Origin of the sequence: Methanosphaerula subterraneus (genome assembly GCF_052055875.1) — an archaeon.
GTDB lineage: Archaea > Halobacteriota > Methanomicrobia > Methanomicrobiales > Methanospirillaceae > Methanosphaerula > Methanosphaerula subterraneus.
Genome location: NZ_CP170508.1, coordinates 338500 through 358249, shown reverse-complemented (window position 1 = coordinate 358249; position 19750 = coordinate 338500). Strand labels below are relative to the sequence as shown.

The following is a 19750-nucleotide window of genomic DNA, read 5'->3' as shown; positions in this document are numbered from 1 at the left end:
TTAATAATAATTTGTTAATTTTCAGGGACACTCCGGTCGACTCCGGCGACCCGACCCGCAGAGACGGATTCAGGTATTGTACATGCTCCACCTGGGATTGTGCGCCCTAACATGCGAATTGGAGACCTGCAACAGAGGAGATCCCTGAACTGTCCGCACTCCATGTACCTCCGGGACCGCGTCTGGATACCTCCCCATGTTAAATATTTTACATTTATTTTTTTAAAAGATTAATCAAAATATAAATAGTCAAACAGCCTACCAGATGATGATATACCATGGGATCTGCTCACACCAGCATGCAGGCATATGCCAGAAAGGGTCACCACACTCAGTATCCTGATTACGATGGGTGGCAAGGAGAGAGCATGCCCAAAGACAGCCCGGACAATCCGGGAGTACCCGGGACAGACCTGGCCGCCATCCTCCTGTTCTTCAGCATCCTCACTATCGGGACGTTCGCCACCCTGCTCATCGTCTGGTAACGAGAAGAGGAGAGCATGCAACCAGTCACATCCTGATGAAACCATGATCACCCGTCACCACATCAGTCTCGCATGCGGAGGCATGCTCATCCTGTACCTGCCCCTGATCTCCGGCAACCTGTTTCTCCTCCCCGTCGTCGGTGGCGGGGTGTGCGTCGGAGCGGTCCTGCCGGATATTCAGATGAAGAGACCCCGGCAGTTCAACGCGTTATCCCCGGCCTGGCTCATGATCCAGGTCTTCAAACGGACCGTCCTGCGCCTCTATATCTCACTCTGCGGGAGAATACTCGGTCAGGAACCGGAATCTGAAGACAAGCGTCTGACCCATTCCCTCCCCGGCCTCTTCTTCCTGACCGGTTTCATCACATCATGTATGTTCCTGATCATGGGATTGTTTCCCTTCAGCCCTGAACTTCATTATGTGAGGGTCTTTTCAGCCGGCATCATCGTCGGCCTGCTCTTCCACTTCCTCGAGGATCTCTGCACAAAGAAGGGATTGTGCCTCATGTACCCGTTCAATGAGACCTGCCGGATCGCCGGCAGTATCCGGCCCTGCAACAGGGAGGATCTCCGGATCCGTCACTTCCATATCCTGACCGGTGTCGCAATTGCGGCGATGCTGCTCCTCTACTCGACCGGCCTCTGCCCGGAAGACCTGAAGTGGCCGGTGAGCATAGGAACCCTGGCGGTCTGCACGGTCATGATGCTCCACGATGCAGAGGTCAGAATGACGACATCCAGCAGAGGGGATCAGCAACGCACCTGAGGCTGAGACTCCAGTGCGGTCGCCCGCCGCCTGGAGCCCGCAGACCATGCACCGGCCGACCAGGGCGGGGTCGACCGGCTCAACCTCATCCAGCGGGATCGCACCCGGCAGGATCTGGACGGCGGCCTGCTCGCGGTCCCGGGCCCGGTTATAGCAGCCCCGGCAGATATGCCGGCTCTTCTCCTGCTTCCCCCGGGCCCGGTACCGTTCGGTGTAGTGCACCACCCGGCCGCCGCAGACCGGGCATGGCTCAACCAGCGGACCGCCGGCGATCGGGGAATATAGTGTTGAACGCAACAATCTTGACCAATCGTAGACTCAAAGAGTCGGAGATTGGTCTATTTTTAGGATTTGATGTGTTTAAGACTATACGAGAAAACCTGAATATTATCAGGTTTTCGACTATAGTCGCCCGGGTTCACCTGGGTGAGGGTCAGCGCCGGCGCGGTAGACGGCTGCGGTCCGGTGCCGTTCGGAGCTGCAACCTGGGTGAGTGGAGATCTCGATCTCAGGGCCGGCCGATTGTCCGAGTTTTTTTCATCATTTTCAGCAATTTTCATCACGTTTTCACCAAATGATGAAAACGAACCGCCATTGTTTTGCTCGTCTTTCGTCGATTCGAAGCCATAGGAATTTTTTCCATCTTTTTTTTCATCAAATGCCGAATAACGTGAGAGAGAGAGGGCCGGTACTCTGATCAGGTGTGCTTCCATGTTTTTCTTGATTTGATGAAAATAATTGATCCTTATTAATTTTGATAGAATATCCTTCTCCTTTTCCGCAATCAGCCGGCAGATCTGCCGCCGAGTTTTTTTCATCAGTTGATGAAAACATGCTGAAAATTTGATGAAAAGGATGAAAAAAATGAGGGTCTGGATCGGAACCGTCGCCGCCGTCGCGATCGTCCGGTGAGAGCAGACCAGCCCGCCCAGTCTCCAGGTGGAAGAGATCTCCCGGTTGAAGGTGAACGCCGTCATCCGCCGCCGAACCGATCCCCATCGTCGACCCATCCGGTTCACGGACCCGTCCCGGCCCTGGATCCAAAAGGTCTCCGCCCCCCCGCGATCGTATTCCCAGGAGAGAGGACCGCCGGCACGCCGTCGATGGAAATTGAAACCTTCGACGTTCATATCAGAGGCGGCAGCATCTGCCCACACCACGTGCACGTATCGTGCCGAAGTCGTCCCGATCGCTTATCCTTTGTCAGAAATAGAAAATGCCGGGTTCTGCAACGGCAATAGGAGACAATACTTAAATACTAAAACGTTAATAGCCCGTCCAATGACCGGGGAAGCGATCGGGTTCACGAAAGAGCAGCTGGCCGAACAGGTCGAGGCGCTGAAGAAGGAACTTGGAGAACAGACGCGTCTGGCAGAGGAACGTCTCAACCAGCTGCACTACCTCCAGGCTGATTTCGACAACTACCGGAGATGGTCGGAGAGAGAGAAGGGCTCGGTCATTGCCCTGGCAAACGAGAACCTGATCAGAGATATCCTCGTCATTCTGGATGATTTCGAACGTGCCCTGCCGGCCCTTGAACTGGAGGAGAACCGGGAGGGGATGTCTATGATCCACAGGAAATTGATGAAGATCCTGGACGAGTACGGACTGCAGCCCATCGAATGCGTGGGGAAGAAATTCGATCCCAATCTCCACGAAGTTCTCTGCAAGGAGCGGTGCGAACAGGAGCCCGACACCATCATCGAAGAGATCGGAAAGGGCTATCATCTGAAGTCAAAGGTGATCCGGCCATCCAGGGTAAAGATTGCAGAAAGAGTTCTGAAACAGTAGGTGAGCAGAATGGGAAAAGAGAAGATTATCGGAATCGATCTCGGGACATCCAACAGTGAAGCCGCCGTGATGCTCGGCGGAAAGCCGACCATCATCCCCTCGGCAGAGGGCGCCACCGTCGCCGGCAAGATGTTCCCCTCGTATGTCGCGTTTTCAGCCGACGGCCAGCTCCTCGTCGGGGAGCCGGCCCGGAGGCAGGGGGTCAGCAACCCCGAAGGGACGGTCACGGCGGCAAAGCGGAAGATGGGCACAGACCATGTCTACAAGATCCTCGGCAAGGAGTACACCCCCCAGCAGATCTCGGCGTTCCTCCTGCAGAAGATCAAGCGGGATGCGGAGACCTTTCTGGGGGAGACGATCACCAAGGCGGTGATCACCGTCCCTGCCTACTTCAACGACAACCAGAGGACCGCGACGAAGGATGCCGGGAAGATCGCCGGCCTCGACGTGGTGAGGCTCGTCAACGAGCCCACCGCCGCCTCGATGGCCTACGGGCTCGACCGGGGCGGGGAGTACAAGATCCTGGTCTTCGACCTGGGTGGCGGCACGCTCGACGTGACGATCATGGAGTTCGGCGGCGGGACGTTCACGGTGCTCGCGACCTCGGGGGACACGCAGCTGGGCGGCACCGACATGGACAATGCGATCTACGAATGGATCGCCGCCGAGTTCCAGAAACTCGAGGGGATCGATATCCGAAACGACAAGATGGCCATCAACCGGGTGAAGGAGGCTGCCGAGAAGGCAAAGATCGAACTGTCGACGGTGCTGGAGACCGAGATCAACCTCCCGTACCTCTCCGCCACCCAGGCCGGCCCCAAACACCTCTCCCTGAAGCTGAGCCGGTCGAAGCTCGAGCAGCTGGTCGGACCGATCATCGAACGCTGCATCCATCCGTTCGAACAGGCATTGAAGGACGCCGGCCTGAAGAAGGAGGATATCCAGAAGGTGATCCTCGTCGGCGGACCCACGAGAATGCCGGTGGTTCAGAAGTTCATCGAGGACCATGTCGGGAAGAAGATGGAGCGGGGGATCGACCCGATGGAGTGCGTGGCCATGGGGGCGGCCATCCAGGGGGCGATCCTCGGCGGCGAGATCACGGACATGGTCCTGCTCGACGTCACGCCCCTGACCCTGGGTATCGAGACCCTCGGCGGCGTGAGGACCGCGTTGATCGAGCGGAATACGACGATCCCCACCAGAAAGAGCGAGGTCTTCTCGACAGCCGCCGACCTCCAGACCTCGGTCACCATCCATGTCCTCCAGGGGGAGCGGCCCCTCGCTGCCGACAACGTCAGCCTCGGGCAGTTCAACCTCGTCGGGATCCCGCCGGCACCGCGGGGCGTCCCCCAGATCGAGGTGACCTTCGACATCGACGCCTCGGGGATCCTCAATGTCTCGGCGAAGGACCGCGGCACCGGCAAGGAGCAGAAGATGACCATCACCGCCTCGACAAAACTGGCAGAGCGCGATGTCCGGAAGATGGTCGACGAGGCGAAACAGTTCGAAGAGCAGGACCGGGAGCGGAAAGAGGAGATCGAGGCCCGCAACGCCGCCGATTCCCTGATCTACACGGCCGATAAGACAAAATCCGATCTCGCCGGCAAGGTGAGCGCGGACCTGGTCGAAAAGGTGAATGCGGCGATCGTGGCGGTACGATCAGCACTGGAAGGGAAGGATATCGCCAGAATCAAGACGGAGACAGAGAAACTCCAGAACGTGCTGGGAGAGGTCGGGTCCGCCGTCTACCAGGAAGCCGCCCAGAGGCAGGCGCAGGAACAGGCGGGACCGCAGACCGGTTCGGCAGGCTGGGAGAGCAGCGGACAGGCACAGGGGGAAGAGAGCAAAAACCCCGATGAAAACGTTGTGGACGCCGATTTCAAGGTCCATGACGAGAAGTAACATTTTTTCTGCCGTCGATGGAGAAGAAAGATTATTATGAGGTCCTGGGGGTCAAGAAGGATGTCTCCCAGGACGACCTGAAGAAGGCGTTCCGACAGCTGGCCAGAAAATACCACCCTGATCTCAACAAGGGGAGCAAGGACGCAGAGGAGAAGTTCAAGGAGATCAACGAAGCCTACCAGGTCCTCAGCGACCCGCAGAAGAAGGCCGAGTACGATCAGGTGGGGCGGACAGAGTTCAAACCCGGGGACTCGGCCACGTACAAACCACCCAGCTACGACGATCTCTTCCGGGACTTCGGTCTGGGCGACATCTTCAACGCCTTCTCCGGGGGCACGGGCAGGGCACGGAGCCGGGCGGGCGCAGACCTCAGGTTCGATCTCGAGATCTCCCTCACCGACGCCTTCTATGGCATGAAAAAGATCGTTGAGGTTCCCCACAGTTATGATTGTAATACCTGCCAGGGCACCGGTGCACAACCCGGTTTCATCCGCGACTGCCCCACCTGCAAGGGGACCGGCGAGATTCGGAATATTCAGCGGAGCGGCAATCAGCAGGTGGTGAGGATCGCCCCCTGCCCGGACTGCGGTGGGCGTGGGAAGATCATCGGAAAGCCCTGCGAGTCCTGCCAGGGGAGAGGGTCAATACGAAGGACGAGACGGATCGAGGTGTCGATCCCCCGGGGTGTGGAGGACGGCCAGTTCTTACGGGTGGCCGGCGAGGGGGAGCCCGGCGAGAACCAGGGTGCCCCGGGTGACCTGTACATCGTCGTCCACATCAGGCGCCACGATACATTCGAGCGGCACGGAGTCGACCTCCAGAGCACGACGACGATCGGGCTCGGCCCCGCCCTCCTCGGCGGGGAGGTCCGGGTGCCCACCCTCACCGGGACGGCGATGCTGACGATCCCAGCCGGCACCCAGAGTCACACCCGCTTCCGGCTCAAGGAGCAGGGGATGCCCTACCTGAACTCCGACAACCGGGGCGACCTGCTGGTCAGGGTTGTCGTCAAGATTCCGGAAAAATTGACGGCTGAGCAGAAGAGACTGGTCAAAGAGGCTTTCTCGGTCAAATAGTGAGAATCCGTCAGATATCCAACCGCCAGTTATTCTTCACACTTGAACGCGATCTCGTCGTTCATGTGTTCATATCCCCAGTCACAGAGCTGGTCGAGGATCGGGATGAGGGACTGTCCGGTTTCCGTCAGTGAATACTCCACCTTCGGCGGGACCTGGGCGTACACCTTTCTGGTGACCAGGCCGTCTTTCTCAAGTTCGCGAAGCTCTTTTGTCAGCATCCTCTGGGTGATCCTGGGCGTCACCTTGCCCACGATCTGGTTGAACCGCAACGTCCCGTCCTTGAGCTGGTAGATGACCAGCGGTTTCCATTTTCCTCCGATCACATCCAGGGTCGCCTCGATTCCCCAGTTGTACTTGTATTGTTTCTGCGTGGAATCCATCAGTATCAAACCTGTAAGTATGTGACATATTTGTGCGTACTCCCTATTTATGCCATACCTCCTTAACATGTACCATAACCCCATCAGGCGAAACCGACGAAGCAGGTGGAGAATTAAATCAATGAAAATTATTTTAGCACGGATTGTTATCGAGATCAGCACGACGGGAGCCGCGTAGCCATGCCGGCTGTCATCGGCGCTGGCCAGGGTGCCACCCTCGGCCCGCTCACCGCCTCCGGTATCGCCGGCGTCACGAAAGAGGATGCCGGTGCTGCCTCAGGGCTTGTCAATGTTGCTCACCAGCTCGGCGGTTCGCTGGGACTTGGCATCCTCGTCGCCGTCTTCGCTGCTGCCGGCACCGCCGCGATGACCCCCACGCAACTGCTCGCGGTCCGGGTCGGGGCCTCGCTGACGGCCGGGACGGTGATGCTCTGGCTCGCACTCATCATCGTGATACTGCTGATCGTACGGCCCGGCATCGTACGGGGAGATCAGGATCTGCCGGAGAATCTGAACCATTTGGAGGGATACAGATGAAAGTATTACTGGTAAACGGCAGCCCTCACAAAAAGGGCTGCACATGGACTGCTCTGAACGAAGTAGCAAAGACCCTGAACGAAGAAGGGATCGAGACAGAGATATTCTGGATAGGTGTCAAACCGCTTGCCGGCTGCACGGCCTGCAATACATGTGCCAGGACCGGCCGCTGCATGTTCGACGACACCGTCAACGAGTTCCTGGATATCGCAAAGGAGGCCGACGGTTTCATCTTCGGATCGCCGGTGCACTACGCTTCGGCGACCGGGGCGATCACCTCCTTCATGGACCGCGTCTTCTATACCAACATGCTGGCAGGGAGAGGGATCTTCGCCCAAAAACCGGCGGCCGCGGTCGTCTCTGCACGAAGGGCAGGGACAACGGCCACCTTCGACCAGCTCAACAAGTATTTCACCATCTCGGAGATGCCGGTCATATCGTCCCGGTACTGGAACATGGTCCACGGGGCACAGCCGGAAGATGTGGAGAAGGACGAAGAAGGCCTGCAGATCATGCGCATCCTTGCACGGAACATGGCGTTCTTCCTGAAATGCAAAGAGGCGGGGCTCCGGGCCGGCGTAAAGCTCCCGGTGCGGGAAACAACAGTTTTCACGAACTTTATCCGGGACTGATGGTGATGAAAAGAATGAGAGCAGATTGAGGAGGAGATAGTATAGAGAGAGCGGAAAGAATTCCCGAACGGCTCATCTTCCCCACAGGGGAGAAGATTGCCGGGGATGGGATTGCAAACGACCATTTCATCGGGAATGTATGGCTGAAGATGCTGGTTCCCGATGACAGCACGTTCCATTGCCCGGTTGGGAATGTGATGTTTGAACCCGGTGCGAGGAACAGCTGGCATACCCATCCCGGCGGCCAGATCCTGCTGGTCACCGGCGGCACAGGGTACTATCAGGAAGAGGGCCGGCAGGCACAGGTGATCCGGGAAGGGGACGTGGTAACGATCCGTCCGGATGTGAAACACTGGCATGGGGCTGCACCGGACACCTGGCTTGTCCATGTCCGCGTTATACCGAGATCTCAAACAAGAAAGTGTACCTGATAGCCACCAGCACGGACACCGGACCAGAAGCCATGGATGGTACTATCAACGGCTTTAAGGCAGCTCTTTCCTGCTATCCCGATGCTGAGGTGGCAGGGATCATCTGCGGAACCGGCGTGACGGACGTCGGTGATATCAGAGGAAGACCGGAGATGGCTGCTGCTTACGAAATGGGAAAGAGCATATGAATGCAGAGCAGGGTGACGCCGGATTGGTGGAAGACGGGAACGTGAGGAACCATGAACCAGAATGATGCCAAATGTCTGATCGCCTATTTTTCGCGCCCAGGCAACAACTATGTCAACGGCAGTATCGTGAACCTGCCGGCCGGCAACACAGAGGTCGTAGCAACGATGATCCGGGAAATGACCGGGGGCGATCTCTTTCATATCAAATCGGTGACTGCGTATCCCGAGGGTTATACAGAGACCACCGAGGTAGCACAGCAGGAGCTTCGCGCCAATGCCAGACCGAAGCTCACCCGCCACCTGGAAAATTTGGCTTCCTATGACCTGGTCTTCCTCGGCTACCCCAACTGGTGGGGAACGATGCCGATGCCGGTCTTCACCTTTGTTGAGGATTATGATCTCGCCGGAAAGACCATTGCACCGTTCTGCACGCACGAGGGAAGCGGCATAGGACGGAGTGTCGCAGATATCAAAAAGATCTGCCCGCAGTCAACCGTCCTGAAAGGTCGTGCCATCCGTGGCGGCGAGGTCAACAGGGCGCAGGATGAGATAGCCGGCTGACTGCGTGAACTCGGGATGAAAATTTAAAACCGCTGTGATTAATCTCCCCAGAAAATCCGTATAATAATAAAAGGTACAAAACCCGGTGAATGAAAATGCTGTATCGGAAAATTCCCAAAAACGGCGACGAACTATCCATCCTTGGATTCGGATGCATGCGTCTTCCCATGAGAGCAGACGGATCGATCGATGAAGAACGGGCGACGAAACAGGTACGCTCTGCGATCGACCACGGGGTGGACTATGTCGACACGGCCTGGCCCTATCATATGGGACAGAGCGAGCCTTTCGTGGGTCGTGCCCTGGCTGACGGGTACCGCGAGAAGGTGAAACTCGCAACAAAACTCCCGTCCTGGCTTATCGAGAGCCGGGAGGATATGGATAAACTCCTGGACGCCCAGCTGGAGAGACTCAGGACTGACCATATCGACTATTATCTCGTCCATGCACTCGTTGGTGATCTGTGGGATGCGGTTGAGAAACTGGGTGTGGCCGATTTCCTCGACAAAGCCAGGGCCGACGGCAGAATCAGGAACGCAGGGTTCTCCTTCCACGGTGCAGGAGAGGACTTCAACCGGATCGTCGACGCCTATGACTGGGACTTCTGCCAGATCCAGTACAACTTCCTGGACGAGAAGAACCAGGCAGGTACAGCGGGTCTGGAGTACGCGGCCTCCAGGGGGCTTGGCGTCATCATCATGGAGCCCCTCAGGGGAGGGAACCTCACCAAAACCGTACCCTCTGCCGTGAGAGAGATCTGGGATGAGGCTCCGACGAAGAGGACCCCTGCAGAGTGGGCGTTCCGCTGGATATGGAATCACCCCGAGGTGACGGTCGTCCTCTCAGGGATGAATGAGGAGACGCATATTCAGGAGAATCTTACCCTGGCAGACCAGGGATACCCGAACTCTCTGACAGAAGCGGAACTGCGGCTGGTAAAAAAAGTAGAGATTACCTACCGTGAACTGATGAAAGTCGGCTGCACCGGCTGCAGGTACTGCATGCCCTGCCCTTCAGGAGTAAACATCCCGTTGTGTTTCGAGGAGTACAACAACCTGTACCTGGTCGACAATCCTGACGAGGAGAAGTTCATGTATGCCGCACGGCTGGGCGGCGCTGTCGCCCTCGGGGAAGCCGAGTTCGCATCCCTGTGCGTCCAGTGCGGGCAGTGCGTTGAACGATGCCCCCAGCAGATCGACATCCCGGCGGTGCTCGAATCGGTTGTGGCAGAACTGGAAGGACCCGAGTTCGAGCAGCGAGTGGCCATGGCACGACAGATATTCAAACAGACGTAACCGCGAGATCGGTTCAGATCGATCATCGGTTGATCGGTCATCATTCTCGAAAGAGAATCACCGATCGAACTCCAATTTTACCGGTAACCCATCAATAGACCGCTCCGTAGTTACGACCCCTGGTGACGATCACCTCGCCACCCTGCTCGCCGAAGGTCTCCGCTGCTGCACGGGTGATGCCGGCGAGATCCCCGTCGGTGATCGCATAGACGGTCGGGCCGAAGGAGCTGAGGCCGGCACAGGCCGCCCCGGCCTGTTTGAGTTCGCGGATCAGGGCCGGCACCACCGGGTCCTGCAGGCCCGTCTCCACCTTCTTGAACCCGAGGGTCTGGATCGCGTTGACGGCATCGGCAAAGAGGGCCAGGTCCTCCTCGGCAATACCGGGGAGCATCCGGGTCATGATCTCATGACAGATCTGCCGGACGTCCGCGAGCGGGACCGGGCAGTAGTCCCGGAAGATGTCCACCTCGTCGGCCCCTTCGACGTTCGTCCCCCGGTTCGGGATCGCCAGGACGATCTTCCAGGCCTCCGGGAAGGGCAGCCGGGCGCAGATCGTCGCCGGCGTCACCGTCGATGATGCAGCAGACGGTGCAAACCCGTGCTTTTCGCCGTGCAGGCCGAAGCTGTGCCCGCCGTCCAGGATGAAACCCCCGTGCCCGAAGGCGGCCGTGCCGATCCCCGAGGTCCCGCCCCGCCCCACGATCGCTGCAATCCTCCTGACAGAGAGGTCCAGGGTGTACAGTTTCGATATCGCCGCCCCGGTGGCCAGGGCGATCTGGGTCCCGCTCCCGAGGCCGGTGTGCTGCGGCATCGACCGCTTCACCGTGATCGCGGCGCCACCCCGGATGCCGGCCGTGTCGAGCACCTTCCTGGCAGCATCCAGCACCCGCCGGTGAACCTCGGGGGTGCCGCCCGTGACGGTGAGGTCCTCGCCCCTCTTCACCTCGATGCCGGTACAGGGGTTCATCAGCGTGATCCCGATCCCGCCGTCGACCCGCCCGAGCCCGCCATGCATGTCGATCAGCCCCAGGTGAAGCCTTGATGGGGCCTCGACCCGGATGCTCAGGTCCTCCGCAGGGACCGGTAACGGGGCGCCGGCTTGGCCGGAGATCGAGACCCCCTCCCAGAGCGCCGGCGAGAAGATCTCCTCGATGAAGATCAGCGGCTTCTGGTCATGGATGATCGCGTACCGCCGGGAGAAGAGGACCGACTCGGCCGGGACATCGAAGGTTCCGGAGAGATCCCTATCGGCACGGATCGGGCGGATATCCCGGATCTCCCGCCGGGTCTCCATATGGTATCGCTGGAGGATCCTGCCGATCGGGATGTCGGCGGCCATCAGGTCGTCCCGAAACTCCGGTTCGAGGTGATCGAGCGGAGTGTGGGAGACGGCGTGGACATAGGTCCTCCGGCTCTCTGCACCGACCAGGTCCACGACCCGGAAGTTGATCAGGTCGCCGGCCCCGATCCCCAGGTCTGCTGCCTCGGCAGGGTCCGCCCGCACCACCTGCTGGGCGAGGGTGTGCACCTCGATCCGCTCGCCGGCCACCACCTCGAGGAGGTTGGTGACCGATCCGTCGGTGAGGAGCAGGATCTTCTGGAGGGGGGAGACCGGGCTGGACTGTTCAAGCTCCTTGAGCATCGAGAAGAGATCTGAGACTGACATCTGCTTTTTTCCCGTAGGACCGGGGAGTATTTAAGAAGAGCGAAACGGGAACCGGGACGACGGAAGCAGACCAAGAAGAGGAGGAGGGGGCCTCACATCTTCTCCAGCGATGCCCGGAGCATCTTCATCGTCTCGAGTTTGTACTGGAGTTGCTTGATGCAGTCCTCCTTGTGCATGATCTTCTCGTCGAACATCCGAAGCTTGATCTTCTTCTTCGTCTCATCGTCGAGTTTCTCCCATACCATCTTCATACAGGGGTTTCCCCCCATCTCATGGTGCTCCATGCCGTGGTGCCCCATGCCCATTTCGTGGTGTTCCATACCCATCGTTCCATCTCCATCCGGTGCAGTTCCCGGCACGCACCGGATGATCGCCCCCTTCGCCCCCGGGTCACTTATAGATTGTGGAGAAGCGGGGACATGACCGGATCAATCGCCGGCCGGAGATACCCGGCGACCGTCGAACGCCGCCCGGGTCTGCCGGATCCTCGATTCCAGCCACTGGTCATCGAAGGTCGACTGGTAGACGAACTTCACCTGGTTGGAGAACTCCCAGTCCTCCCAGACCCGGGGGTCGGCCACCCGTTCAAAGAGCGGGGTTCCCGGGAGCGGGAGCGGGACGGTGAACCAGGCCTCGTCGAGCGGCAGGGAGAGGGAGAGCGCGAAGGTCTCTTCGACTGATTCGACAGTCTCGCCCGGGTACCCGACCATGAAGAACCCGGCCGTCCCCACCCCTGCCTGGTGGAAGAGGTGGACGGCCCTGACCCCCTGCTCGACGGTCACCTTCTTGTTCATCAGGCTGAGGGTCTCGTCGCTTCCGGATTCGAGTCCCAGGTACACCCTGATGCACCCGGCCCGCTTCATCAGGTTCACCAGGTCCGGGGTGAGCCGGTCCACCCGTGAGAGGCAGGTCCAGGCGATCGGGCTGCCGCGACGGATCATCTCTTCGCAGAACCGGACCAGGTATTCGGTGTCGAGGGTGAAGCAGTCGTCGGCGATCCAGAGACCGTCGTACCCGAGGGCCATCACCTCCTCGATCTCCTGAAAGACCCGCTCGAGCGGGGGCTTGCGGAAGACGTTCCCCCAGACCGGCTTGGAACAGAAGTCGCAGGCGAACGGGCACCCGCGGGTGATGATCAGGCTGGTCTGCTTCATACCCCCGGACTCCTCCATCGCCTGCTGGTAGCGGAGGTGATCGAACTGGCTCCGGTCCGGGAGCGGCAGGCGATCCAGGATCGCCGACGGGTTGTGCACCGGCGGAGAAGACCTGACTTCCCCGTCCTGTACCAGGTACATCCCCGGGTAGTCCGCGGCGTCGACCCCCGAGACCCACGCCCGTTCCGACCCGGCGGCGATGTAGTCCCGGCAGAACTGCGCAAAGACCAGGTCTCCCTCTCCCAGAGAGAGCAGGTCGAACTCATCGGCGAAGATCGCCGGGTTGACCGTGGGGAGGGGGCCGCCGGCGGTGAAGAGGGTCGCCGGGAGGCGGGCACGGAGGGCCCGGAGGAGCATCAGCGCGTTGGCGCTCATCGTCACCATGATCGAGATCCCGACGATGGCCGGCTTGAGGGCGGTGATCCGGTCCAGAGCGTCCGGCACCGTCATAAACGTGCAGTCGACGATGCTCACCGGGAGGCCGAGGTCCCGGATCTGGCTGGCCAGGCCGGCGATCCCGAGCGGCGGAAAGAGTTTGTCGACCGGGTCCAGGTCCCGGAAGTAGGGGTAGACCAGGACGACCCCGCCCGGTCGCGGCGCATCGGTCATGTCGACCCCCCGACGGTGAACTCGATGCGGTAGCACACCTCGTCCGGGACCTCCATGCCATCCAGGCTGCCAACCTCGATGGCGAACCCGGCCCAGCAGAGGTCCTCTCCCACCTCCCTTCCCCAGAAGACCTTCGGTTGACATGGCGGAGAGGTCGAGACCGCTGCGATGCTGAACCGGATGTCGTGCACCGGGTCGTACAACGATACGGCGTTCATCTCCCCGGTCAGTTCCTCCCACCCGGGTGGAGGGGGAATGATACCCCCGATCCATCCTGCCGCGAAACTGTCGGCACTCAGCTCGTTCAACAGGCAGACGGTCCCGACCGGACCGGCGAGGGGACGGACCCGTGCCGAGATGTCGACCGCCGTCCCGGCGATCCGGTAGGTGAACGTGACCTCGGCAGTGGGGGGGATTGATTCGAAGACCGGGTGAATCCTGAGCAGGGAGCGGAGCGGCACCACCGGGGCCATCAGCAGGCGCTGAAGCCCGGGGATGCGCATGTAGGCTTCGATCCCCACCTCGATCGACCGGGTGAGCCAGGGAGAGACAGTCCCAAAGATACTCCAGCTCATCCTGGTGTCGACCAGGAACGTCCGGACGACGACCCCTTCCCCGCCAGGGCTGTCCCTGCAGGTCCGGGAGAAGCAGGTGTACCCGGGGCACCTGATGGCCACGCTGCCGATCCCCATCCCCTCGCCGGTCAGGTTCTCTCCGCCTGACCAGACGAGCAGTCCCCTGGCAAGCCCCTCGGAGATCCCGTCACCGCGGTATTCAGGGTCAGGGACGATGCTGATTCCGGCCATTATGCCCACTTCATACGGTCGATCTCGCGCTCCCACTATATAGTCGTGATGAGCACCGGGCAGGCCATCCTCATCAACAAATCCCCCAGGACTCCCCAGGAGGCGTTGAACAGTCCCGGCCCGTTCAGAACTCGAGATTCCCAGGCAGCAACAGAAGTCCGGCCATCCCACCAGAGAGGGCGTCGCTCTCCCAGCCCGACTCTGTGAAGAATGCAAACCTGGTGAGAGAACGTTCTGCCAGAGTGATGCTGATAGATATGAATCTGGATGCACGACTGTTTGTTCTGATATTATCTGTTAAATACCGCTCAATCCAACGGGATATTCAGATGAAGGTTCCCTCCCATGAACTGAGAGCCCGCATGGACCGTTTTTTGCTGCAGATGGAGACCACAGAGCCGGGCTGGGAGATCGCCGCCTTCTTTGGGAAGCTCAACCTCTACTACTTCACCGGGACCATGCAGGATGGGATGCTGCTCATCCCCCGCAGAGGAGATCCCGTCTTCTGGGTCCGCCGGAGTTATGAACGGGCACTGGCTGAATCGTGCTTTCCTGATATCAGAAAGATGAACAGTTTCCGTGATGCCGCAGCAGCGATGGGTCAGATCCCCGAGACCGTGCATCTGGAGATGGAACTGGTGCCGCTGGCCCTGCTCCAGCGCCTCAAGAAACACCTCCCCTTTTCTGAGGTGAAACCGGTCGACGCACAGGTCATGGCCGTCAGGGAGGTGAAGAGCCCCTATGAGATTGGCTACCTGCGACAGGCCGGGAAGATCCACCGGCATGTCCTGGAGGACTGCGTGCCTGACCTCCTCACCGAAGGGATCAGCGAGGCCGAGTTCGGCGGCGATCTCTACGCATTGATGGTCAGGGAGGGGCACCAGGGGATCGTCCGGTTCGGGATGTTCAACACCGAGATGGCGGTCGGACAGATCGGGTTCGGCGAGAGTTCGATCTATCCGACCTCCTTCGACGGTCCGGGCGGGAGTTATGGGATGTATCCGGCCGTTCCGCTGCTGGGGAGCCGGGAGAGGAGACTGACAAGCGGGGACCTGGTCTTCGTCGACGTCGGGTGCGGGTTTGGGGGCTACAACACCGACAAGACGATGACCTACATGTTCGGAGAGCCGCTGCCCGATGACGTGATCGAGGTGCATCACCGGTGCGTCGCGATCCAGGACCGGATGGCCTCCCTGCTCAGGCCGGGGGCCGTCCCCTCCGAGATCTATACGACCGTCATGGACGACCTGGACCCCGGATTCTTACAGAACTTCATGGGATATGATGGACGGCAGGTGCGATTCCTCGGCCACAGCATCGGGCTGCAGGTCGACGAGACCCCGGTGATCGCCCGGGGCTTTGACCGGCCGATCCAGGAGGGGATGGTCTTTGCGCTTGAGCCGAAGAAAGGAGTGCCCGGCGTCGGGATGGTCGGCATTGAGAACACGTACCTGGTCACGCCGGCCGGAGGAGAGTGTCTCACCGGGGAGAGCCTCGGCCTGATCCCGGTCTTCTGAACGACAGGCCGGATAAAAACCCCAACCTCATTCAGAGGAACGTCGGGAGTTGGGCCGGCATCTTTGAGATGATGATCGCTGTGAAGAGGAGCCCCCCGAGGACCGTGGTGACATATGGGAGATATCCGGGGACGGTATCGGTTTCAGTCTGCTTGCGGAGCATGAGGGAGACCGGAAAGACCGGGTAGATGAAAGCCAGGAGGCTGAGCGGGTGGAAACCTGCCAGGGAGACGACCAGCACCGCGAAGATCAGCCAGAACCCGTAACAGATCTTCAATGAGGTCTCGTCGTCGATCCTGGTCGGGATGGTGGTGATCCCTGCTTCCAGGTCGGGGGCACTGTCAGGGATTGCAGAGAAGAGATGCGTCGCACCATAGTGCAGAAAGCCGGCGAGGACGAAGAGCAGGGGCGGGAGGGTGCCTGCAGCCAGATAATACCCAAAGACCCCGGGCAGGATGAACAGAAGATTTGACGAGATCTCCTGGACGCGACGCTCCCCGAACCATATCGGGGGGGCCGAGGAGAAGAAGGCAAGGAGTAAAAATCCTCCAAAGATCAGGCTTCCGATGAGGTTCTGGGTGATCAGGGCCGCACAGAGCACGGCGACGGGGATGATCGGCAGAACCATCTGTGGCCGCCGGGTCCTCTCCTGCCTGTACTCACTTCCCAATTCTTTTGGGTTGTTTCGGTCGGTCGATTCGTCAAAGAGATCGTTCACACCAGAGATGAAGAGCGAGACGGCGAGGAAGAAGATGAGATACAGGTAATATTCTGGCCGGAAGAGGGAGGACCAGTCCTCCATCCCGAGTGCAAACCCAATCAGAGAGATCCCGCCTGTGGAGATCCAGAACCTGAACCGGGAATGGGTGGCGGCAAACCCGACCATGGGCTCACCAGAAGAGAGCGGGGGGGTCGGATCTGCAGCAGGATGGTGGGACATCTCATCCCACCCGAACCGGATAAATCCTGATGACTATCTCTTCGGTTCTCTCCACAGGGGTATCACCGTTGACGCCTCATAGATCCCCATGTATATTAATACATTCGCTGACTCCAGGGCACCCCCTGCACCAGTATAAATCCCCGATCCATCTGCCGATAGGAATTCAGGCCCGGCCGGTCGATGAGGCCGGCGAGCCTTCACCCTCAAAGAGATCCCGAAGCAGGGAGATATCCTCCAGTTTCCCAAAGACGACCACCTCGTCCCCGGAGGTGAGAATGGAGTCCCCGGTCGGATTGGTGATGGCCTCCCCTCTCCTTCGGATCGCGACGACCGAGACTCTGTACTGATTCCGAAGTTCAAGCGCTGCCAGCGATCGTCCGCAGACGCTGGAATGCGGGTCGACGATCAGCGTGCTGATATCCAGGGAAGGACTGGTCATCGCGAGATCGGTGAGTTCTGAAGAGAGGGATGACGGTGTCCGGAGCATCTGGTAGGTATCGGCACGGATCTCCCGGACGAACCGCTCGATCGTCCTCTGTGGGATCAGGTACTTCTTCAGCACCCGTGTGAAGATCTCCACCGAGGTCTCAAACTCCTCAGGGATCACCTCGTCTGCGCCCAACTCGTGGAGGGTGGTCGCCTCCGAGGTGAACCGGGTCCGGACAATGATGAAGAGATCCCGGTTCATCTGCCTGGCCAGGCTGGTGACGGCACGGGTCGAGAGGGTATCGTTGATGACGATCACCAGGATTCTGGCCGTCTCGATCCCGGCGTGGGTCAGGATCTCGGGGCTGGTCGCGTCCCCGAAGAAGATCGGCTCTCCTTTCTCCCGCTCCGCGGCGACGGTGTCCGGGTTCATGTCGATGATCCGGTACGGGATAGTGCCGGCCTTCGCCACCTTGGCGAGGTTTCTCCCGTTCAACCCGTAGCCGATGATCACCAGGTGGCCTCTGAGCGGCTCGGGCGGAATGACATCATCCTTCAGGGATCGGGCCCTGACCACCTGCCCCAGGGGACCCTGACTGACCGCGTCGGCAACCCGCGGCCCGATGGCAATGGCCAGCGGAGCGAGGGACATCGTCAGGACCGCCACAGCCAGAAAGACCTGTTCGGTCGCGTCGGTGAAGAGGCCATAGCCCTTCCCTGCGGTTGAAAGGATGAAGGCGAACTCCCCGATATTGGCCAGTGCCAGCCCCGACAGCACCGTGGTCCGGAGTGAATGACCGAGAACGAAGGCAGCGCCACCGGATACTATCGCCTTCATCAGAATGACCCCGAGAGCGAGCGCGATGATGATCACCGGGTGGCCGATCATGTATCCGAGGTCGAGCAGCATCCCGATGGAGATGAAGAAGAAACTGGTGAAGATCTCGCGGAACGGCAGAATGCTGGCGAAGGCCTGATGGAAGTACTCGGACTCTGAGAGGGTGAGGCCGGCGAGGAAGGCGCCGAGGGCGATCGAAAGGCCGACCTCGGCGGTGATGTAGGTGATCGCGAAACAGATCAGGATGATACTTAAGAGGAAGACCTCAGGGTTTCGTGTGCCCGTGATCCGGTTCATGAACCAGGGGATCACATAGATCGAACTCCCGATGACGAAGACCAGCAGCAGGGCCGTGGTGATCCCGAGGTTGAAGAGCGAACCGAGGATGTCCGAGGTCTGGCCGGCCAGGATCGGGAGGGCGACGAGCATCGGGATCGTGATGATGTCCTGGAAGATACCGATGCCGAAGCTGACCCGGGCATGCGGGCTCTCCAGTTCAGCCCGGTCCTGGAAGATCTTCAGGGTGATGGCGGTGCTGCTGGGGCAGACGAGGAACCCGATGAAGAGAGCCTGGCTGGTGGGCACGCCGAAGAGGGACAGGATCCCGACAACCACCGCAATGGTGAGGAGGACCTGGAGACCTCCGCCGATCAGGACGATCTTCTTCATCTCGAAGAGTTTCCGGAATGAGAACTGCATCCCGATCGTGAAGAGGAGGAAGATGATCCCGATCTCTGCAAGGGCGTCGACGATCTCCCGTTCCGGGATCAGCCCGAACCCGTACGGACCGATCAGGATCCCGGTGATGATGAACCCGACGATCCCGGGGATCCGGAACCGGTTTCCGATGGCGATGATCACCAGGGCGAAGGCGATGATGATGATGATGTTGGCGAGGTATCCGGTGATCATGGAAATTCACAAATGGGTGCGCTGGAGTCCGGCCAGGCCGGACAATCAATCATCTATGGTCAGTCGTTCCACTTAAAATAAGGGATCCCCTCGATCACTCTGCATTCGATCCGCTCCTCATCGAAGAGGCGCGGGACGAGCAGCAGCAGGTCTGCGATGAAGAGGTCGAGGTGCCGGGTCCGGTCGACCCGGTCCCCGATGATCGCCGCCTCGATCTCGTGCAACGAGTACCCGGTATCGGGATGGGCCCTGAGGAACCGTTCGATTTCATTGATCTGCACCGATCCTTCGCTGAACTCCCATGCTGAAACTGGCATTCCTATCACCCTCTGGATACGCTTATCCCCGGGGGTTCACATAAAAAAGTATCTGATGGATGACCTCCCGGTCATCTGCATCGCCGGCCCGGTCTCACTCGCGGATCATCGTCAGCGACATCTTGAACCGCGTCAGCGCCGAGAGGGCGTGCGGGACGTTGGCCGGAAAGATGATCGTCTCCCCTTCCTTCATCTGAAAGGTCTGGCCGGCCACCCAGACCTCGCACTCCCCGTCCAGGATCGTCACGACCGCGTCATAGGGGGCGGTATGCTCGGAGAGACCCTCGTTCTCGTCGAACGAGAAGATCGTGATGCTGCCGGCCTTGCGGTTCGCAATCATCCGGCTTGAGACGGTCCCTTCCGCATAGTCCACGAGGTCCTTGAGATTGAGCACCTTCGCGTAGAGCTCCGCCCGCTTCTGGTCGTGTGCATCCGAATGCACCTCTTTAAATTCTGCCATACTGGGTATGCCTCCACGTCTGTATTGGTGATTGAAGTGAAAAAATGGGAGGATC

22 protein-coding genes are annotated in these 19750 nt (G+C 59.6%); 12 read left to right on the top strand and 10 right to left on the bottom strand.

What is annotated here, in order from left to right; translation table 11 throughout:
* Positions 1–528: 528 nt before the first annotated feature.
* Together ACFKSJ_RS01660 and ACFKSJ_RS01655 are read left to right on the top strand one after the other, a co-directional pair.
* Complete coding sequence (locus ACFKSJ_RS01660; protein WP_440950539.1) at positions 529–1251, top strand: metal-dependent hydrolase; 723 nt, start codon at positions 529–531, stop codon at positions 1249–1251.
* 13 nt (positions 1252–1264) lie between these two features.
* A complete protein-coding gene (locus ACFKSJ_RS01655; RefSeq protein ID WP_440950538.1) occupies positions 1265–1405 on the top strand; it encodes a hypothetical protein in 141 nt (46 codons plus the stop codon).
* 190 nt (positions 1406–1595) lie between these two features.
* On the opposite strand, the gene ACFKSJ_RS01650 is transcribed toward ACFKSJ_RS01655, so the two are convergent.
* On the bottom strand, positions 1596–2381 hold the full coding sequence (locus ACFKSJ_RS01650; RefSeq protein WP_440950537.1) for a hypothetical protein: 786 nt from the start codon (positions 2379–2381) through the stop codon (positions 1596–1598).
* A 151-nt stretch (positions 2382–2532) separates the two neighbouring features.
* Between ACFKSJ_RS01650 and ACFKSJ_RS01645 the strand changes: the two genes are divergently transcribed.
* Genes ACFKSJ_RS01645 through dnaJ form a run of 3 tightly spaced genes read left to right on the top strand, consistent with a single transcriptional unit; the run spans position 2533 to position 6020 of the window.
* Positions 2533–3042, top strand: a complete 510-nt coding sequence (locus ACFKSJ_RS01645) for a nucleotide exchange factor GrpE (RefSeq protein WP_440950536.1) — start codon at positions 2533–2535, stop codon at positions 3040–3042.
* A gap of 9 nt (positions 3043–3051) precedes the next feature.
* Positions 3052–4944 (top strand): molecular chaperone DnaK, encoded by a 1893-nt coding sequence (dnaK, locus tag ACFKSJ_RS01640; RefSeq protein WP_440950535.1) that lies wholly within the window; start codon positions 3052–3054, stop codon positions 4942–4944.
* Between the two features lie 17 nt (positions 4945–4961).
* Entirely contained in the window at positions 4962–6020 is a 1059-nt protein-coding gene (gene dnaJ / locus ACFKSJ_RS01635) for a molecular chaperone DnaJ (RefSeq protein ID WP_440950534.1), read from the top strand.
* 29 nt (positions 6021–6049) lie between these two features.
* On the opposite strand, the gene ACFKSJ_RS01630 is transcribed toward dnaJ, so the two are convergent.
* The gene (locus tag ACFKSJ_RS01630; RefSeq protein ID WP_440950533.1) at positions 6050–6403 is read right to left on the bottom strand and encodes a winged helix-turn-helix transcriptional regulator; all 354 of its coding nucleotides are present in this window, start codon (positions 6401–6403) and stop codon (positions 6050–6052) included.
* A gap of 180 nt (positions 6404–6583) precedes the next feature.
* On the opposite strand from ACFKSJ_RS01630, the gene ACFKSJ_RS01625 reads away from it, so the two are divergent.
* The 6 genes from ACFKSJ_RS01625 (at position 6584) to ACFKSJ_RS01600 (ending at position 10047) form a co-directional block, all read left to right on the top strand.
* Complete coding sequence (locus ACFKSJ_RS01625; RefSeq protein ID WP_440950532.1) at positions 6584–6940, top strand: hypothetical protein; 357 nt, start codon at positions 6584–6586, stop codon at positions 6938–6940.
* Positions 6937–7572 (top strand): flavodoxin family protein, encoded by a 636-nt coding sequence (locus ACFKSJ_RS01620; RefSeq protein ID WP_440950531.1) that lies wholly within the window; start codon positions 6937–6939, stop codon positions 7570–7572. The genes ACFKSJ_RS01625 and ACFKSJ_RS01620 overlap by 4 nt, the downstream gene beginning before the upstream one ends.
* Before the next feature lie 149 nt (positions 7573–7721).
* On the top strand, positions 7722–8003 hold the full coding sequence (locus ACFKSJ_RS01615; RefSeq protein WP_440950530.1) for a cupin domain-containing protein: 282 nt from the start codon (positions 7722–7724) through the stop codon (positions 8001–8003).
* Between the two features lie 32 nt (positions 8004–8035).
* Positions 8036–8191 (top strand): hypothetical protein, encoded by a 156-nt coding sequence (locus ACFKSJ_RS01610; protein ID WP_440950529.1) that lies wholly within the window; start codon positions 8036–8038, stop codon positions 8189–8191.
* A gap of 51 nt (positions 8192–8242) precedes the next feature.
* The gene (locus tag ACFKSJ_RS01605) at positions 8243–8752 is read left to right on the top strand and encodes a flavodoxin (RefSeq protein ID WP_440950528.1); all 510 of its coding nucleotides are present in this window, start codon (positions 8243–8245) and stop codon (positions 8750–8752) included.
* A 95-nt stretch (positions 8753–8847) separates the two neighbouring features.
* Positions 8848–10047, top strand: coding sequence for an aldo/keto reductase (locus ACFKSJ_RS01600; RefSeq protein WP_440950527.1), 1200 nt, complete (start codon positions 8848–8850; stop codon positions 10045–10047).
* Positions 10048–10138: 91 nt separating this feature from the next.
* Here ACFKSJ_RS01600 and ACFKSJ_RS01595 read toward each other — a convergent pair whose 3' ends face one another.
* The 4 genes from ACFKSJ_RS01595 to ACFKSJ_RS01580 form a co-directional block, all read right to left on the bottom strand.
* Positions 10139–11713 (bottom strand): beta-ribofuranosylaminobenzene 5'-phosphate synthase, encoded by a 1575-nt coding sequence (locus tag ACFKSJ_RS01595; protein WP_440950526.1) that lies wholly within the window; start codon positions 11711–11713, stop codon positions 10139–10141.
* Positions 11714–11805: 92 nt separating this feature from the next.
* Positions 11806–12033 carry a hypothetical protein gene (locus ACFKSJ_RS01590; protein WP_440950525.1) on the bottom strand — a complete coding sequence of 76 codons (228 nt, stop codon included), beginning with the start codon at positions 12031–12033 and terminating at the stop codon, positions 11806–11808.
* A 108-nt stretch (positions 12034–12141) separates the two neighbouring features.
* Entirely contained in the window at positions 12142–13476 is a 1335-nt protein-coding gene (locus tag ACFKSJ_RS01585) for a B12-binding domain-containing radical SAM protein (RefSeq protein WP_440950524.1), read from the bottom strand.
* Entirely contained in the window at positions 13473–14282 is an 810-nt protein-coding gene (locus ACFKSJ_RS01580) for a hypothetical protein (protein WP_440950523.1), read from the bottom strand. Before ACFKSJ_RS01580 ends, ACFKSJ_RS01585 begins: the two co-directional genes overlap by 4 nt.
* A gap of 329 nt (positions 14283–14611) precedes the next feature.
* Here ACFKSJ_RS01580 and ACFKSJ_RS01575 point away from each other — a divergent pair, with 329 nt between their 5' ends.
* Complete coding sequence (locus ACFKSJ_RS01575) at positions 14612–15799, top strand: M24 family metallopeptidase (protein ID WP_440950522.1); 1188 nt, start codon at positions 14612–14614, stop codon at positions 15797–15799.
* 31 nt (positions 15800–15830) lie between these two features.
* Here ACFKSJ_RS01575 and ACFKSJ_RS01570 read toward each other — a convergent pair whose 3' ends face one another.
* The 4 genes from ACFKSJ_RS01570 to ACFKSJ_RS01555 form a co-directional block, all read right to left on the bottom strand.
* Positions 15831–16739 (bottom strand): prenyltransferase, encoded by a 909-nt coding sequence (locus tag ACFKSJ_RS01570; protein WP_440950521.1) that lies wholly within the window; start codon positions 16737–16739, stop codon positions 15831–15833.
* Positions 16740–16905: 166 nt separating this feature from the next.
* Positions 16906–18918, bottom strand: coding sequence for a cation:proton antiporter domain-containing protein (locus ACFKSJ_RS01565; RefSeq protein WP_440950520.1), 2013 nt, complete (start codon positions 18916–18918; stop codon positions 16906–16908).
* A 59-nt stretch (positions 18919–18977) separates the two neighbouring features.
* Complete coding sequence (locus ACFKSJ_RS01560; RefSeq protein WP_440950519.1) at positions 18978–19235, bottom strand: hypothetical protein; 258 nt, start codon at positions 19233–19235, stop codon at positions 18978–18980.
* 94 nt (positions 19236–19329) lie between these two features.
* Positions 19330–19695, bottom strand: coding sequence for a cupin domain-containing protein (locus tag ACFKSJ_RS01555; RefSeq protein WP_440950518.1), 366 nt, complete (start codon positions 19693–19695; stop codon positions 19330–19332).
* Between the last annotated feature and the right edge of the window lie 55 nt (positions 19696–19750).